Here is a 15,109-nt window from a genome sequence, read left to right as displayed (position 1 = left end):
TAAATAAATATCACAAATGAAATTTATAACCACTTTTTTATTCGCAATTGGCATGCTGTTTTTCATCACGCCTATGGCCTGGTCACAAAATCACACGCTTCAGTATAACAAAGTAAAACTGATATCTTCAACGGAAGAAACCGTACCAACAGATAAAGTCTGGAAAATTGAGAATATTTTGCCTTCGTCAAGGCTTACAACAGCAGTAACCAATGGGAATGCCACTACCAACCATATTATCATTGTTAACAGTATCAACATTTATGTGGCAACTTCTGATGCTATTGGTTCTTTGTATGGAAACGGACAGACGGGATTCGCTATCGAAGCATCCAATATTACGGGCAGTCCAATCTGGCTTCCGGCAGGCACTACGCTCAAAACCGGAGCCGGTGTTCAGTACATTTCTGTTATTGAATTTAATGAAGTTCCCTAGGCGGGATTTCATTTTTCAGATTACCATTTAATAACGATTTTACCATCGCCTGACCTTGCGCCACCGGCAAATACCATATTTATCAGTGATGATGATGCCCATGAGGAGCCACCTCCGCCACCTCCTGCAGCGCACTGACCGTCGCCGGTACCGCCTCCGCCATAGTATCCGCCTCCGCCACCGGCTCCTGAATTACAATTGTAACTTCCATTGACTCCGCGATTACCACCTGTACCAAGTGTGCCTGTTGTGCCGGCTCCGCCATAACCGCCGCCTGAGCTTCCGGCTCCGCCGCTCGTCAGTCCGCCACCGCCACCGCCACCGGTGAATCCACCCGATGAAGTGCCTGCGCTGCCACCGGAAGTGCATGTTCCGGGAGTCCCCGGGCCTCCGTAGGGATTACACCCCTGACAACTGCCTTCGCCACCACCGGCTCCGTTAGAACACGATGTGCCACCACCTCCAATTCCGCCGCTTCCTGCGTTTGCACCGCCCAGCGCACCACCGCCACCTGCTACAATAATTCGATCATTCAGTGATGAGCCTCCAAAGCGTATGTCGGAAGCTCCACCTCCGTTCCTGTTAGTTGCACCCACGCCGCCGCCGTTGTATCCCGCTTGTCCGCCAACAAAAACATAATATACCTGACCGGCTGTTACCGAAGTTTGAGCCTGTGCATAACCTCCGTTACCACCTCCGTTACTTCCCTGTGCACCCCAAACTCTGAAGGTTACATTATTGCAGATCCCTGCCGGGACCGTCCAGCTTTGCTGACCACCGTTATAATTGAATACAACAGAATCATTCGTAACGCAGGTCGTGATGATCACTACGGTAGTATCTTTAGCAATGCAATTGCCGGCATCGGTTACTGTAACTATATATGAACCGGCATTGATGGACTGAGCATTGCCGATTGCCGGATTTTGCTGAGTGCTTGTAAAACCTGCAGGACCGGTCCAGCTGAAGTTATAGGGTGCTGTGCCGTTTGAAGCTGCTGCCGTGAGATTGAGGGTACTTCCAACCATCACAACAGAATTACTTCCTGCAATAACTGTTGTACCGCAAACACCAATATTAATGGTCGATGATGCCGTGCATCCGCGCCCTTCAGTAGCTGTAACCGCGTAGTTTCCGCTCATAGCAGGCAATGCTCCCGCTATCGATGGGTTTTGTGTTGTACTGCTGTAGCCTGACGGACCTGTCCAGCTATAGGTTATCGGGTTTATACCGCCGGTTTGGGTAGACGTCAGGTTAATGGTGCTGCCCACACTAACCGGGTTGGGCCCTGTGATTCCGGCCACGACCGAAAAGTTGAATCCTGTGCAATCGGGAACTCCGCACATGCGCCACCATAAACCATTTCTGAAATAATAAAAACAACCGTCGTCTGTTTGAAATACTGTAAGCCCTTCGGCAGGATTTGAAATGGCGAGTCTCTGCACTTGGGTCATTCGCGGAATCAGTAATCCTTTGGATGTACTTGTAACATCTAGCATTGCAGAAGAGTCGGGCCCTGTGCCTGACGTATTGATAGCAGTACCCTGCGCGGCAAGCTGAAGATTGCTCAGCAATAAAATGGAAACGACCACAAGCAGAAATCGATTCATATAAATACCTTTTAAAGTGTATATTAGAAACAAAAAAAAATTACCATCTGATGACAATACGACCGTCGCCGGTTTGCACTCCACCAACAAATACCATATTACTGAGTGATGATGATGCCCATGATGAGCCACCACCGCCGCCAAGTGCAGCGCACTGACCGTCGGCGGAACCGCCGCCACCATAATATCCGCCACCGCCACCGGCACCTGAATCGCAGGTAGGATAGCCCGTGTTAAAACCCCTGTTTCCTCCTGTCCCGAATGTTCCATCGGTTCCTGCATTTCCATAACCACCACTGGGGCTTCCACCACCACCGCTGGTCAGGCCACCGCCACCGCCGCCACCACTCCATCCGCCATAGGAACTTCCGCCTGAACCACCCGATGTACAAGTGCCCGGATTACCCGGTCCGGCATGGGGAACACCACCCGGATAAAAGCCTCCGGCACCACCTGCACCATTTGAACAGCTGTTGCCACCGCCACCGGCACCGCCTTCACCGGCACCGCCGCGAGCACCACCGCCACCGGCAACAATAATACGGTCGTTCAGTGATGAACCGCCATAGCGAATATCAGAAGCGCCGCCGCCATTTTTATTGCTGCTGCCCGTTCCTCCTCCATTGAATCCGGTCTGACCGCCGACATAAATTGTATATACGTCGCCTGAAGTAGCTATTTTCTTCGCTTCGGCATAACCGCCGTTTCCACCGCCGTTTCCGCCCTGAGCGCCCCAAACTTTAAAGGTAACATTACCACAAATGCCCGCAGGAACCGTCCAGCTCTGTGACCCGCCCGTGTAAGTGAAAACCACAGAATCATTGGTCACGCAAGTGCTCACTGTTACCGAAGCGGTGTCTTTTGCAACACAGCTACCCGCATCGGTAACCGTAACAATGTATGAACCTGAGTTGTTTGTTTGTGCATTGCTAATTGATGGGTTTTGCACGGTACTTGAAAAACCGTTTGGACCGGTCCAGCTATAATTGTAAGGAGCTGTGCCGTTAGAAGCCGTTGCACTAAGATTAAGCGTGCTGCCCACAACCACTATGGAATTGCTGCCTGCAAGAACTGTGGTGCCGCATACTCCGACATTAATGGACGATGACGCCGTGCACCCGTGACCTTCGTTAATGGTAACATAATATACACCGCTCATGGCCGGTTGCGCTCCTGCAATGACAGGGTTTTGAGTTGTGCTGCTAAATCCGGATGGTCCCGACCAGCTGAATGTTATCGGGCTGGAGCCACCTGTCACTGTTGAAGTCAAAGCAATAGTGCTGCCTGCATATACCGGATTGGGTCCCGTGATTCCGGCAAGTACCGAGAAATTAAAACCGGTACAATCCGGAATGCCGCATACACGCCACCAGATTCCGTTACGGAAGTAATAAAAGCATCCGTCGTCGGTTTGAAAAACAGTGAGCCCTTCGGCAGGATTAGGAATGGCAAGACGTTCCACCTGTGTCATCCGCGGTAACAGCATGCCTTTCGCATTGCTTGAAACATCCAGAATTGCAGATGCATCCGGTGTATTGCCTGTTGTGTTAATGGCAGTACCCTGCGAAAAAACCTGTGTGTTCAGGCACGATAGAATGGCAACCAAAAGCAACATGAACCTTCTCATAAAAAATGTTTTTTAGTTTCAGAAAATTACAAATCATCAAATGTTATCAAAGTCACTGATTAGTTCGAGCGAAATTTTATATTCTTTATCACCGACTATCGAAGCAATATGCATCTCTTTTCGCTTGAGCCTTGTGATGGCCCATTCATTTTTGCTTTCAAATGGCGGAATGCGCAGCAAAATACTGTCGGCTGCAGCTTCATTACCGGAGGTACGCAGCATCTCAAATTCTATGATAGTGCGGCGGTCATTTACAATAACATTTCCTTGTGCAACAATAGAATCATTGTTATTGCTCACCAGATTAACAAAGCATAGGTGTTCAATGTTGAAGAAAAATGAAAGTGTATAATTAGCGAATGCCTGAACATTTTCGGTGCTGTCGTTTACCGCCAATTCTGCAATTGCCCACTTTCCCGCTATGCGGTTATCAGCCTTTATAAAACTCAGGCATGGCCCTTCGGGATAGCGCTTATCGCAAGCCGAGAGCATCAGCAGCAGTGCAGTACATGCCAGTATTAATCGTTTCATTTCGATTCTCCGTTATTGTATGCTCTCAATATGGTGGTAACCAATCCGTGTCGGATGATGTCCTGTTCATCCAGCATCACAAACGCAATACCTTCAACGCCTTTCAGAATTCCTGCCGCGTGGATGAGTCCGCTTGCCTGATTTTTGGGAAGATCAACCTGAGTGATGTCGCCTGTTACAATGAATCTGGCTGATTTTCCCATGCGGGTAAGAAACATTTTCATCTGAGGGATAGTCGCATTTTGCGCCTCATCAAGAATAACAAATGCATTGTCAAGTGTTCGTCCGCGCATAAAGGCAAGCGGAGCGATTTCAATGATGCCTTCTTCAATAAAATCTTTCAGCTTCTGCGCTGGGAGCATATCCCAAAGCGCATCATACAAGGGCTGCAGATACGGATCGAGCTTGTCTTTAAGGTCACCCGGAAGGAAACCGAGGTTTTCGCCAGCTTCTACAGCCGGTCGGGTGAGTATGATTCGTTTTACTTCTTTATTTTTCAATGCACGAACGGCAAGTGCAACTGCGGTATATGTTTTTCCTGAGCCTGCAGGTCCTATCGCGAAAAGCATGTCGTGATTACGGATGCTGCTTACCATGACGCGTTGGTTAGGCGTTTTGGCACGGATAAAGTTCCCATTACGACCATGAACCAGAATATCATCACCATTCTCAGGGTTTGTGGCGCTGTTATCGGCCGAACTTAATAGTTCCGTGATGACGTGTTCGTTTATCATACCGAATTTTTCGTAATAGCGCATCATCGCTTCAAAGCACTTATCGAAACGGTTTATTTCTTCTTCATCACCAATCAGGCGAATGGTATCGCCCCTTACAACCACTTTAAGTTTCGGAAAAAAATCTTTCAGCAGCTTGATGTTGGCTTCATTAACTCCGTAAATATCTCTTGGGTCGAAAACTTCAATAACAATATTTTTCTCGCTCATGCGTGATGTAGGTAGTATTGGAATATGAACAACAAAGGTACGCCAAATCAAAATTATAAAAAAAATACGGCAGTATTATCCTATATATTATTAATTTTGAAATGTTCAAGATTAGGTGTGCATATGGCAATTATTACTCTTACAAGCGACTGGGGAACAAAAGATCACTACACTGCTGCGGTTAAAGGCGCCATTCTTTCCAGAGACCCGGCTATTACTATAGTAGATATTTCGCATACTATTGGTAATTTCAATCTTACCGAAACAGCTTTTGTACTCCGTAATGCCTTTCATCATTTTCCGGAAGGCACCATACACATCATTGCCGTAAATACCGAAGCATCTGTAAAACACGTTCATGCTGTTGCATTATATAAAGGACATTATTTCATTGGAGCCGATAACGGCATTTTCTCTCTTATTTTTGATGAGAAACCTGAAAAAATGATTGAGATTTCCATTCCGCAGGATTCTGATTATTTCACTTTTTCGTCGCGCGATGTTTTTGTAAAAGTGGCCTGCATGATTGCTTCCGGTGCATCTATTGAAAGTACCGGTTCACCCATGAATGATTATAACCGGCTCGTGGCTTTTAAACCCGTGTATGAAGAAAATATTATTCGCGGAGTGGTAACCTACATTGACTCTTTCGATAATTGTATTACCAATATTACCGAAGCTGCTTTTAAAGAAATCGGGAAAGGGCGGAGGTTTACTGTATATTTCCGCACCGACGAAACGGATGAAATAAAGAAAGCATACAGCGACGTGCCTCCCGGTGAAATCGTGACCTTGTTTGGTACCACCGGCTACCTTGAAGTTGCCATCAATCAGGGCTGTGCATCAGGTTTGCTTGGTCTGCAGATTGCCGACAGCGTACGCATCGATTTTGAAGAATAATTGCAGCAGAGGTAAACCGGGTTATTTCGTCATATAAAATAAAAAAGCCGCACCCTGAAGATGCGGCTTTCGTTTTTCAAACATTTGTTATCCAAATGAAAGTATAGATTTCTCTATAATTTTTACAGCTTCGAGAACCTGTTCTTCGGTAATAATCAAAGGAGGTGCAAAGCGGATAATATGTCCATGTGTGGGTTTTGCCAGCAGTCCGTTTTCAGCCATCTTCATGCAAACATCCCATGCTTCCTTGCCGTTTTTAGGTTTGATGATGACGGCATTCAGCAATCCCTTGCCACGAACCAGTTCTATCATGTCTGATTTTATAGCTTTTACGCCTTCGCGGAATATGTTGCCCATTTTTTCGGCACGTTCACTCAGCTTTTCGTCTTTCACAACGGTAAGTGCGGCAATAGCAACCTTTGCTGCTACCGGGTTTCCGCCGAAAGTTGAACCATGCTGACCGGGTTTTATGGTTAGCATAATTGCATCGTCAGCCAATACTGCAGATATCGGATATGCACCACCAGACAGTGCTTTGCCAAGAATCAGAACATCGGGGCGCACGCCTTCGTGGTCGCAGGCAAGCAGCTTGCCCGTGCGTGCAATGCCTGTCTGCACTTCGTCGGCGATGAACAATACATTTTTTGCTTTGCAGAGTTCAAAGGCTTTTTTCAGATAACCTTCATCCGGTACAAAAACACCGGCTTCGCCCTGAATAGGCTCAACAAGAAAACCTGCTACATTCGGATCTTCCAGTGCTTTTGCCAAAGCATTCAAATCGTTGTAAGGTATTTTTATAAAGCCGGGAGTAAACGGTCCGAAATCGGCATAGGCGTCAGGGTCCGTTGACATAGAAATAATGGTAGTCGTTCTTCCGTGGAAGTTATCGTTGCAGCAGATAATCTTTGCCTGATTCTCAGGAATTCCTTTTACGGTATAGCCCCATTTACGGGTGAGTTTGATGGCGGTTTCATCGCCTTCGGCTCCGGTATTCATCGGAAGCACTTTGTCGTAGCCAAAATATTCCGTCACAAATTTTTCGTAAGGTCCGAGTGAGTCATTGTAGAACGCGCGGCTGGTAAGGGTAAGCGTACGAGCCTGTTCAACCATGGCTTCAACAATTTTAGGGTGGCAATGCCCTTGATTCACGGCTGAGTAAGCCGACAGAAAATCAAAATATCTTTTTCCGTCTACATCCCATACAAAAATGCCTTCGCCTTTGGCAAGCACTACCGGCAGTGGGTGGTAATTGTGTGCACCGTATTTGTCTTCAAGACCAATAGCAGCTTGTGCCGCCGCACTTCCAATCGTTGTTTCGCTCATATAATTATCTGGTTTTGGATTTGGTTTCTGATAAATTATTGGGTGCAAAGATAATAATTCGCCGCAAGGCAAAAAATGATTTACAGTGAATTGAATAAAGTTTGTAAAAACAGATACACGCCCTTGAATCGCCAAAAGCTTTCATGAAGACTGTTCAAAGCAAACAGCTGTCGGATTATGAATTTCTGATTGACGCTTCACCGGGAGCCGTGAAATAGGGGAATTTGCCTTTTAGATTATTAATCGGGTTTTCTATCAGCTTCCATGAGATGTGCGCCAGTATAAACGTAAGAAGATAGGTAAACGCAAACATTGAATATTTATCCGTTACCATGATACCTATATGCGGTGAAATGTAATAAAAAAGAGGCTGCATGAAGAGGTGGTAAACATACATGCCGTATGAAATTTTACCAACATAAACTACAAACGGATGTTCAAGAATTTTTCTGCTGAGGAAGGTGAATTTATTCTGGGCTGCCCTGATTACAATAAATCCTGAAGCTATTGCAAACATAAAATCTTCAAAGATTTCCTTGTACCACATTATTTTATAGGTGTGCTGTACCCAGATGAGTATAAAATAAATTATCATACTTCCGTAGGTCCAGTAGTATTTTGACAACTGCAGAAAGAGCGGTTTCCTGTAAAGCGCTATCCATGCAATCAGGGCACCGAGTCCCAGTGCATGCATGCAGCTGAGTGTAAAATAGGCGCCTGCCATCCAGCTCTGAACGAAAAGAAAGATGTATAACTTTGAAAGTATCCCGGCAACGATGGTAGATATAATAATCCCGGCAAGGTATTTACGATTGACAAAAAGGATTATCCACGGCCAGAATAAATAAAACTGCTCTTCGACAGCCAATGACCAAAAATGATTGAAACTGATAAGCCCGACACTATGAACCGATTGGTAAATATTGGTTGTATAGCTTACCAGCCAGGGAAAAATTGCTCTCGCATTTCCATAATCTATAAAATAGAGAAAGAAAATGGTGAGGTAATAGATAGGGAAAATTCTCAAAAAACGCCGGATGTAAAAGTTCTTAACCAACGGGCTTTTGCCCATGTTATGTGCAGCGTATTTATCGCGGTTGGAGAGTAGAATTTTGGTAATCAGAAATCCGCTGAGGACAAAGAACAGCGTGACACCCTGCGACAGCGGAAGCATGGTAAGCCAGGGTTGCACCCATTGCCATTGAACGGAATGCGCCAGAATAACCATACTGACAGCAAAAAAGCGAATTCCGTCGAGTTGAACAATGTGTTCTTTATCCATAATCATATTTCAAATGTACAGATTTATCTTGTTTTTACAAGCTGCGCATTCTTTTTATATGGCGGAAGCTTACAATCAAGGTATTATGTGCCGTTTGAACGGCACACAATACCTTCTGGTCACTTTGAGAATCAGTGGAAAGATATCTAACCTAAGTTAACAATTATTAACGCAGGTCAACTACTTCAACACCCGGATAATCAGATGTTTTAAAGGTGAACTTGGTGTCGGCAATGGCCTTATTCGTTGTGAACTTCGAAACACTGTAGGTGTAGGTAGTGGCGCCGTCTTTATCGTACACAATAGAGTTTGCAATCTGCTTCTGCACTTTATCAATCTCAACACGAATCTTATAATACGAGCGCGATTTGAGTGGTGTCAGGTCGAGAATTTGCAGCGTTTTTCCGGTACGTACTTCTTCTTTAATGAATTTTGGTGTGAAGCTCTTATCGTAGGCAGTAAGCAGTTTGCTCGGGTTGAGCGACTGATCATCACCGGTATTCACATTATTGATTTGTACTTCGTTTGATTCTTTGATATACGTCCAGGTGGTCTTGCCATCACTGATAAGGGTTTGTCCGGCAAAGCTGAGCCAGTATTTATCGCCCTTCATACAGGCAGTACCTTTCTTGGTCTCTTTCATGTTTTTCTTCTTGTTTTCCATAGTATAGGAAAACTCGATTTCTATGGTAGTGTAGGTTTTGGTTTGCGCGCATACACCATCAAGAATGGCTTTTGCTTTGGTGTCCTGTGCCTGAACCTTCATCAGGGGCAGCAGGAAGAGCGGTAAGATAAAAAGCAACTTTTTCATTTCAGGTTTTATTAAATTAAATATTGTTGTCGGAAAGGCTTTTCAAATATTGTTCCAGATATGTCATATCCTTGATTTTCACTTCTCTGGCTTTACTGCCCTCAAAAGGTCCAATAATGCCGGCTGCTTCAAGCTGGTCGACAATACGGCCTGCTCTGTTGTAGCCAAGTTTCAGCTTTCGCTGAAGTAATGAGGTGGAACCGTGCTGATGAGAAACAATGAGGCGTGCTGCTTCTTCAAAAAAGTCATCGCGTTCGCCGGCGTCCACAGATTTACTGCTTTCGCCTTCTTCATCATTGCATTCGGGCAGCAGATGCGCATCGTTATAGCCGCGCTGGTTGCCGATAAATTCGGTGATTTCTTCTACTTCAGGTGTATCCACAAACGGGCACTGCAAGCGAATAAGGTCTGAGCCGGTAGAAAGCAGCATATCGCCCCGTCCGATCAGCTGGTCGGCACCTCCCGAATCCAGAATAGTCCGTGAGTCTACCTTGGAGATTACTCTGAATGCAAGACGCGCCGGGAAATTCGCTTTGATGGTGCCAGTAATGATATTCACCGACGGGCGCTGTGTAGCCACAATCAGATGTATGCCAATGGCACGTGCAAGCTGCGCAAGCCGTGTAATGGGCAATTCAACCTCTTTTCCGGCTGTCAGGAAGAGGTCGGCGAACTCATCCACTATAAGTATGATGTAGGGCAGAAATTTATGACCGTCGTTCGGATTCAGTTTGCGCGAGATAAACTTGCCGTTGTATTCTTTGATGTTGCGCACGCCGGCAGATTTCAGCAGGTCGTAACGTTCATCCATTTCAATACACAGAGCATTCAGTGTACATACCACCTGACGTACGTCGGTGATAATGGCTTCGGCGGCATCGGGAAGCTTCGCCAGAAAATGACGTTCTATTTTTGAAAACAGCGTCAGTTCCACCTTTTTCGGGTCAACCATCACAAATTTAACCTGCGACGGATGTTTCTTATATACAATAGATGTGATGATGGCATTCAAACCCACCGACTTTCCCTGTCCGGTAGCGCCTGCCATAAGCAGGTGAGGCATTTTGGCAAGGTCGGCGATGAATGGCTTGTTGGAAATAGTTTTTCCGAGACCGATAGGCAGGTCGAATTTTGAATTCTGAAAATCGTCGCTGGTGATGATAGAGCGCATAGAAACAATTTTCGGATTCTGATTCGGCACTTCAATACCAATGGTTCCTTTGCCGGGCATAGGTGCGATTATTCGAATGCCCAAGGCCGATAAGCTCAGCGCAATGTCATCTTCCAGATTCTTGATTTTGGAAATACGCACGCCGGCCGACGGTACAATTTCATACAGTGTTACCGTGGGCCCGATGGTAGCGTTGATGCGGTCAATAGAAATAGAATAATTGTTCAGCGTGGTGATGATACGCTTTTTATTCGCTTCAAGTTCTTCGTTCTGCACGGTAACATTGCCGCTGTCGTATTCTTTAAGCAGTTCAATAGGAGGGAACTGATACGATGAAAGCTCCAGCGTAGGGTCATATTCGGTATCAATGCCGAAGTGTTCCGGATGTTCTGTATTATCTGTTATCAGTGCAGGTTCCGGTTCTTCCTCCATGGCATTCTGCACGGTAAACTCAATACCGTCGAGGGAAGGATCCAGCTCAACAAATAAGGCTTCGTCGGGCTTTTCTTCCACTACGGGCTTATTATTTACAACAAGTTCTATTTCGCCCGGCTCCACTTCGGGTTCTTCTTCCGGAAGCTCATCGCGCAGCGTATTGCCCGGAACAGCATCTTCATCATCATCTTCTTCAGCGGCAGCAATAACAACGGGCTTTTTCTTCCACTTCAGGTGAATGTTATATTCAATAATAAGGAAGCTCGCCAGTGAAAAGAAAAGAATGAGTCCGATACCTGTCTTGCCAATTACATTCGCCATCCAGAGGTCCACCTGATACCCGAATATGCCGCCTAAAATAAGCTGATTTTCTGCCGTAAAGACGAGTCCCATCAAAATGGAAATCCATACCATGGCAAATAAGGAATAGCGGTACGACTTTCCTAAAGGGAGAATGGTGATATTGAGAAACAGTTTTATTCCGGAAATAAAGAACAGGAAAATAAAGAAATAGGAGGCAATACCAAACCAGCGTTTGATAAAGATGTAGGCAAACAGACTGCCAATTTTCCCCATCCAGTTTTCAGAAATCAGGGTATTGTCAATAAGGATGCGACCGAGTGATTGGTTGAAAATGTTATCGTCAGCTTTCCACGAGAAAAGGTAGGATGTAAAGGAAACGGCCAGATAGAAGGAAAAAAGAAGCATGAAGAGTCCGGTAACCTTCTGGAATTTCTCATTTTTCAGGAAAAGCCCGGTACCGCGGAACGGATTATTGACTGACTTGGCTTTGGGTGCTTGTTCTTTTTTAGGACGGGCAGTTTTCTCCCTGGGCGCCTTAGCCGGCTTTTTAATAGTTTCTTCAGGTTCTTCCCTCAGCGTATTTTTAATATTGGTAGCTTCCTTTTTAGGCATTTATCCTGTTGGATATTTTTAATAAAAAAATAAAATCCTCCTGTCAAAGAGGATTTTACTCTGTTAATTCGTTGTACGTTATTCTTTTCCGCTGAACTGGTCAATAATCTGCTGTTTTTCTTCCGGGGTAAGTTCGGTATAATCGGAAGGAACCAGGAAATCGGTATCTTTTACTTTGCCTTTTTTCACTTCGGTAGCGCTTATTTTAGTAATAACGCCGTTTTGTGTGGCTTCGTATTCAAGCGGCATTCCTTTGAGGCCGGTGAACTGTCCGCCGTAATTGGCATCAACACCGCCCAGTTCTTCGCAGTAATAAATAACGGTTGTGGTAGCGTTGCCTTCCGCGTCTTTGGTAGTATATTCAGCTTTTTTGCAGGTATAACCGGCAATTACTTTGGTTTCCTCTGTGTATTTGATGTCGGGTGTGCCGGCTTCCGCAACTTTAGCATCAATCTCCGCGGTGGTCATTTTGTAATATTTTTTCTGACCCATCATATCAATCAGTGTGGTCGCGGTTTTGGCGTCTCCGTTGGTAATCATGTCAATAACAACCGGTCCGGCGTTAATCTCAGTTTTTGTAATATTGCCAAGTACGGAAACTACCATCATTTTAGGTTGTTGTGCTGCTGTTGCTGCATCAATGGTGCCGGAGTAACTCATTGAATAAGTGATAACTCCTTTGAAGGGCTTCGCTGCCTTCTGGGCAAATGCCGCTGAGGTAACAATCAAACAAAGTGCAAAGATTGCAATAAAGATTTTTCCTGATGTTTTCATATTTGAGGTGTTTAAGATTTCATGCGGCTTCCCAAAATCGGTGCCAATTTATTGGTGCAAAAGTAAATGATTTTGAAAAAGTATATTATAATAGTGTGAAATTTTATTAAGAAAGTAGTTAACAGGGGGTTTACCTTGACTTGCCCTGAAATAAGTTGACAGTTTGACTCCCTTCCACTCTACGGGGAAGGGTCTGGGTGGGGGCAAAATGATCCTCTGAATTCCGGGTCATAGATGAAAATCAAGTCCTCCATACATACCAACGGAGAATTTGTTTTTATCATAAAGAGAGATTCTATCATAATGGCTATATCGACCTGCATTGAAGATAATGCCTACACCCTGACCGACAAAAAAGCTAACGTATCTCGGCAGTTTAATTACCATTCCATAACTGATAAGATTTTCGAATGAATGAAAATACGCCTCAGCAATATGATAATCTATTATTGAGCGCATCATTACCCAGTTGAGCTTGTATTCAAAGTAAAGGTCAAATACCTTTCCGGCAGGATTGGGAAAAAACCTGTATGATGCACTGGCACCTATTACCCTGTTTTTATCTTCAGTAGTCATTGAGGAATTGTAATATTCATGCCATATGTTAGTGATTTGGTTAACCGGCCTCTTGCTGATAATCACTCCCAGTGCAAATTTATGGTTGGGTAACGCATACGACACGTAAGGCGTCTTGCTAAACATACTTTGAACAGAAAACTGTGTACAAACGCCGGCTCCGAAACGATGATATATCTTCGTCACTGAATCCTGACCAAAGCATGAAAAGAAAAGAAGGTTCAATATGATTATCACAATAGTTTTTTTCATCATAAGGAGGTATTTCATTTGCTGTTAATAATCAAGATTGAAATAGGTGGTGTCATTATAGCCGGTTGTTAAGGTGCCGTAACTGCGGGCAGAGTTAACAATTCCGGTACACGATGATTCGAGATGATTAAACCAGGTAGTGGTGTACGTAGTTTTCGCACGGATATTATAATATCGGTAATGATAGATTGTCGGGCTTACGGTATCTGTTTGAAAGGAAGTGCTTATATCCCATGACCCATCCTGATAAACACTGTAGACTAAAAAATAAGTTTCCGGAGGGCACCCAATGGGTGGTGTGATACGTCTGATTTTTACACCCAGCGTGGTTTTTTTACTCATTTTGATTAATTCATCCGTGGTTTTGTTTGTCAGCGCCAATCCCCAACTGACATCAAAATATTCAGGTTTTGTGAAGCTGAGAGCATATGTGTTTACTTCTGACGGTTGTGTATCAAAAGTGTACTGAAACTGCCCGCCGGCATCGGTATACCCAAGTGTGCAAGTGTCGTCACAACCTGCACACTTGTGATGATGAAGGATGATTCGGCAACCCGATAAAGGCTCATTGGTATATTCATCAGCTACCGTTAAATTGAAAACGGTAGGAGCATGAAGATCCTGATCAAGTTTACAACTGCCTAAGAACAGCAGAATTAAAATGAGCGAAAATGATATTGATTTTAACTTCATCTCTTTTATTCCCGGTTTCTAATATTCGATATAATAATTACGGGATTCGTGATATCCCAGATGCAGACTGTCTCTTGAAAATCCTGTTCCGTCCCAGTCATTATCCTGAAACGTTGTACACATCCAGCAAACTTTTGAGAAAATAATTTGCGTCATTTCGGACGGCACATAAAAAGTCTCACTATGAACGTCATTGACATTCCCTTCATTATAATGCTTATGAAGGTTTACATGATTAGAATCGGGTTTATCGGATGATTTAACACAAAACCCGCAATAAGACATTCCTAAATTCAAGGGGTTTTGTGATATTCTTTTCGTGGTCAGATTAATTGTGGAACACTGAAATATCTTCACATCAATTGCTGCAGTGGTTTGCGACTTATACACATGAGTCTTGTCGGGGAAATTCGGACTGACGGAAGGATTTGAATAATTCTGATTCGTGAATAAAATATAATACTTTAGAATGGTATCTTCAGGCCTGTTGTCAATAACGTTGTAGGTGTATTGAAACTCACCGTTGACGTCCGTTTGGCCTATTACCTCATCATAATAATAATTTGCCCAACCTTCATCGCATCTCAATATAGCATAGGCATTCGGAACAGGCAGACCGGAATAATAATCAACTACTTTAAAATTAAAGATACTTGGTGTTACATCGGCAAGGTCTTTATTGCATCCGCCGCTAAAACATAAAAACAACAGCATCAAAATATGCATAGTGGACTTGGCAAATACAAACAAAGAGGTTTCCTCTGCCCGGATGTCATGTGGAGAATACGCGCAAACTGGTCCCCTAGTTCCGCGTTAAGCTGACCCCCTT

14 protein-coding genes are annotated in these 15,109 nt (G+C 44.5%); 2 read left to right on the top strand and 12 right to left on the bottom strand.

Annotation, left to right across the window (positions count from 1 at the left end; translation table 11 throughout):
- Positions 1–16: 16 nt before the first annotated feature.
- Positions 17–436, top strand: a complete 420-nt coding sequence (locus WCM76_09650; GenBank protein MEI6765893.1) for a hypothetical protein — start codon at positions 17–19, stop codon at positions 434–436.
- 20 nt (positions 437–456) lie between these two features.
- Here the strand turns inward: WCM76_09650 and WCM76_09645 are convergent, their stop codons facing one another.
- From WCM76_09645 to WCM76_09630, 4 genes are read right to left on the bottom strand one after another with little or no spacing between them, the layout of a single operon-like run.
- Positions 457–2,046 carry a hypothetical protein gene (locus WCM76_09645; protein ID MEI6765892.1) on the bottom strand — a complete coding sequence of 530 codons (1,590 nt, stop codon included), beginning with the start codon at positions 2,044–2,046 and terminating at the stop codon, positions 457–459.
- 40 nt (positions 2,047–2,086) lie between these two features.
- Complete coding sequence (locus WCM76_09640; protein ID MEI6765891.1) at positions 2,087–3,673, bottom strand: immunoglobulin domain-containing protein; 1,587 nt, start codon at positions 3,671–3,673, stop codon at positions 2,087–2,089.
- Positions 3,674–3,709: 36 nt separating this feature from the next.
- On the bottom strand, positions 3,710–4,204 hold the full coding sequence (locus tag WCM76_09635) for a hypothetical protein (GenBank protein ID MEI6765890.1): 495 nt from the start codon (positions 4,202–4,204) through the stop codon (positions 3,710–3,712).
- The gene (locus WCM76_09630) at positions 4,201–5,148 is read right to left on the bottom strand and encodes a PhoH family protein (protein MEI6765889.1); all 948 of its coding nucleotides are present in this window, start codon (positions 5,146–5,148) and stop codon (positions 4,201–4,203) included. The genes WCM76_09635 and WCM76_09630 overlap by 4 nt, the downstream gene beginning before the upstream one ends.
- Positions 5,149–5,271: 123 nt before the next feature.
- On the opposite strand from WCM76_09630, the gene WCM76_09625 reads away from it, so the two are divergent.
- Entirely contained in the window at positions 5,272–6,048 is a 777-nt protein-coding gene (locus WCM76_09625) for an SAM-dependent chlorinase/fluorinase (protein ID MEI6765888.1), read from the top strand.
- Positions 6,049–6,135: 87 nt separating this feature from the next.
- Here the strand turns inward: WCM76_09625 and rocD are convergent, their stop codons facing one another.
- The 8 genes from rocD to WCM76_09585 form a co-directional block, all read right to left on the bottom strand.
- Entirely contained in the window at positions 6,136–7,371 is a 1,236-nt protein-coding gene (gene rocD / locus WCM76_09620; GenBank protein ID MEI6765887.1) for an ornithine--oxo-acid transaminase, read from the bottom strand.
- 175 nt (positions 7,372–7,546) lie between these two features.
- Positions 7,547–8,653: an acyltransferase gene (locus WCM76_09615; GenBank protein ID MEI6765886.1), complete on the bottom strand. Its 1,107-nt coding sequence runs from the start codon at positions 8,651–8,653 to the stop codon at positions 7,547–7,549.
- Between the two features lie 166 nt (positions 8,654–8,819).
- A complete protein-coding gene (locus WCM76_09610) occupies positions 8,820–9,464 on the bottom strand; it encodes an outer membrane lipoprotein carrier protein LolA (protein ID MEI6765885.1) in 645 nt (214 codons plus the stop codon).
- Positions 9,465–9,480: 16 nt separating this feature from the next.
- Positions 9,481–11,985 (bottom strand): DNA translocase FtsK, encoded by a 2,505-nt coding sequence (locus WCM76_09605; protein MEI6765884.1) that lies wholly within the window; start codon positions 11,983–11,985, stop codon positions 9,481–9,483.
- A 78-nt stretch (positions 11,986–12,063) separates the two neighbouring features.
- Positions 12,064–12,759, bottom strand: a complete 696-nt coding sequence (locus WCM76_09600) for a hypothetical protein (protein MEI6765883.1) — start codon at positions 12,757–12,759, stop codon at positions 12,064–12,066.
- 228 nt (positions 12,760–12,987) lie between these two features.
- The gene (locus tag WCM76_09595; GenBank protein MEI6765882.1) at positions 12,988–13,590 is read right to left on the bottom strand and encodes a hypothetical protein; all 603 of its coding nucleotides are present in this window, start codon (positions 13,588–13,590) and stop codon (positions 12,988–12,990) included.
- Positions 13,591–13,611: 21 nt separating this feature from the next.
- Entirely contained in the window at positions 13,612–14,280 is a 669-nt protein-coding gene (locus WCM76_09590; protein MEI6765881.1) for a hypothetical protein, read from the bottom strand.
- 18 nt (positions 14,281–14,298) lie between these two features.
- Positions 14,299–14,994 (bottom strand): hypothetical protein, encoded by a 696-nt coding sequence (locus tag WCM76_09585; GenBank protein MEI6765880.1) that lies wholly within the window; start codon positions 14,992–14,994, stop codon positions 14,299–14,301.
- Positions 14,995–15,109 lie beyond the last annotated feature (115 nt).

The sequence above is a fragment of the Bacteroidota bacterium genome (assembly GCA_037133915.1).
In the GTDB taxonomy this organism is placed as follows: Bacteria; Bacteroidota; Bacteroidia; order Bacteroidales; family CAIWKO01; genus JBAXND01.
The sequence above is the reverse complement of the archived record's forward strand: the minus strand, read 5'-3'. Positions and strand labels throughout refer to the sequence as shown.

Excerpts from the sequence above, each read along its gene's own strand:
- WCM76_09605 (MEI6765884.1), bottom strand. The coding sequence starts at position 11,985 with ATGCCTAAAAAGGAAGCTACCAATATTAAAAATACGCTGAGGGAAGAA.
- WCM76_09640 (MEI6765891.1), bottom strand. The coding sequence starts at position 3,673 with ATGAGAAGGTTCATGTTGCTTTTGGTTGCCATTCTATCGTGCCTGAAC.
- WCM76_09590 (MEI6765881.1), bottom strand. The coding sequence starts at position 14,280 with ATGAAGTTAAAATCAATATCATTTTCGCTCATTTTAATTCTGCTGTTC.
- WCM76_09625 (MEI6765888.1), top strand. The coding sequence starts at position 5,272 with ATGGCAATTATTACTCTTACAAGCGACTGGGGAACAAAAGATCACTAC.
- WCM76_09650 (MEI6765893.1), top strand. The coding sequence starts at position 17 with ATGAAATTTATAACCACTTTTTTATTCGCAATTGGCATGCTGTTTTTC.
- rocD (MEI6765887.1), bottom strand. The coding sequence starts at position 7,371 with ATGAGCGAAACAACGATTGGAAGTGCGGCGGCACAAGCTGCTATTGGT.
- WCM76_09600 (MEI6765883.1), bottom strand. The coding sequence starts at position 12,759 with ATGAAAACATCAGGAAAAATCTTTATTGCAATCTTTGCACTTTGTTTG.
- WCM76_09630 (MEI6765889.1), bottom strand. The coding sequence starts at position 5,148 with ATGAGCGAGAAAAATATTGTTATTGAAGTTTTCGACCCAAGAGATATT.
- WCM76_09585 (MEI6765880.1), bottom strand. The coding sequence starts at position 14,994 with ATGCTGTTGTTTTTATGTTTTAGCGGCGGATGCAATAAAGACCTTGCC.
- WCM76_09615 (MEI6765886.1), bottom strand. The coding sequence starts at position 8,653 with ATGGATAAAGAACACATTGTTCAACTCGACGGAATTCGCTTTTTTGCT.
- WCM76_09645 (MEI6765892.1), bottom strand. The coding sequence starts at position 2,046 with ATGAATCGATTTCTGCTTGTGGTCGTTTCCATTTTATTGCTGAGCAAT.
- WCM76_09635 (MEI6765890.1), bottom strand. The coding sequence starts at position 4,204 with ATGAAACGATTAATACTGGCATGTACTGCACTGCTGCTGATGCTCTCG.
- WCM76_09595 (MEI6765882.1), bottom strand. The coding sequence starts at position 13,590 with ATGATGAAAAAAACTATTGTGATAATCATATTGAACCTTCTTTTCTTT.
- WCM76_09610 (MEI6765885.1), bottom strand. The coding sequence starts at position 9,464 with ATGAAAAAGTTGCTTTTTATCTTACCGCTCTTCCTGCTGCCCCTGATG.